The sequence below is a fragment of the Halosimplex halophilum genome (genome assembly GCF_004698125.1).
Taxonomy (GTDB): domain Archaea; phylum Halobacteriota; class Halobacteria; order Halobacteriales; family Haloarculaceae; genus Halosimplex; species Halosimplex halophilum.
Genome location: NZ_SRHV01000009.1, coordinates 1 through 1,296, shown reverse-complemented (window position 1 = coordinate 1,296; position 1,296 = coordinate 1). Strand labels below are relative to the sequence as shown.

Annotated in this window: 1 rRNA gene; it reads right to left on the bottom strand. The window is 58.6% G+C overall.

Going from position 1 to position 1,296, the window contains the following annotated elements:
- Positions 1-1,295: ribosomal RNA gene (locus E3328_RS22435) — 23S ribosomal RNA — on the bottom strand; the annotation flags it as partial.
- Position 1,296: the final 1 nt, after the last annotated feature.

Here is a 1,296-nt window from a genome sequence, read left to right as displayed (position 1 = left end):
GAACGCCGACCTACGCAATCGCCCTGTGACGGGCGTGGTCAGGTATCGGTGGTGGACTTGAGCCCCGATCATTTTGGGCGCCTCAAACCTCGGCCGGTAAGCTGTTACGCTTTTCTTGGAGGGTAGCTGCTTCTAAGCTCACCTCCCGGCTGTCTAGGGCTTGAGACCACCTTCGATCGCACTTAGTCCACACTTGGGGACCTTAACCCGACGCTGGGTTGTCTCCCTTACGGTACACAGGCTTACCCCGCGCACCGAACTCCCCGCGTCGCCGGCGTTCGTAGGTTCGGAGTTTGACAGGTGCGCCGACCTCTCTCGAGGGCGGACACACCAATCAGTCTCTCTACCCCACGAACTACCTCGGCAGGGGTAATGCTTCGACATTTGTCGGTCGGAACCAGCTGTTGCCGAACTCGATGGGCCTTTCACCCCTACACGTAGGTCACGAGAGGGTGTTGTAAAACACCAACTCTAACAGACCTCCACGTGCCTTTCGGCACGCTTCGTCTTGCCCACGCGTAGATCGTCCGGTTTCGGGTCGTGTCAGTTTGACTCCCCGCGCTTGAACACGGCGGCCCTGGCGCAAAGCGCTGCGGCCATGTCGGTTTCCCTGTGCCTTCCCCGCGGAACGGGTTAGACTCGCCAAACGGACACACTCCCTGGTTCGTTTTTCAAAACGTACGACGGAACACCGGCTTCCCGTGGGTCCTACTGGAGGCTCGCGCCTCTGTCGTTTTCCACGGGACCTTTCGTGCCCCGTCGCTCCATCGCCACCTGATTTCAGGCCCTGTTTCGCCTCCCTTCTGAGGGTACTTTTCAGCGTTCGCTCGCGCTACTTGTTCGCTATCGGTCTCGAGGAGTATTTAGCCTTGGCAGTAGATGCCTGCCGTATTCACGAGGGATTTCCAACCCCCGCTACTCCGGAACCGGCGCACGTCGTAGTACTCTCCGTTACGGGGTTTTCACCCTGTGTCACGCTCCGTTCCAGGAGACTTCACGGAAAGGTTCGGACGCTGATTGCCGGCCCAATACACCACATTGGCCGAAGCCTTCGGTTTGGGCTGTATCGCGTTCACTCGCGGTTACTGACGATATCTCGATTGATTTCTTTTCCGACCGGTACTAAGATGTTTCAATTCCCGGCGTTCCCCATTGCGCGAAGCAATTGCGGTGGGGATTCCCATTCGGAGATCCTGCGTTCTTCGCTTCCATGCAGCTCCCGCAGGCTTATCGCAGCTTGGCACGTCCTTCGTCGGCACTCGAGCCGAGCCATTCACCAGGTGGCATAGTAGCCAC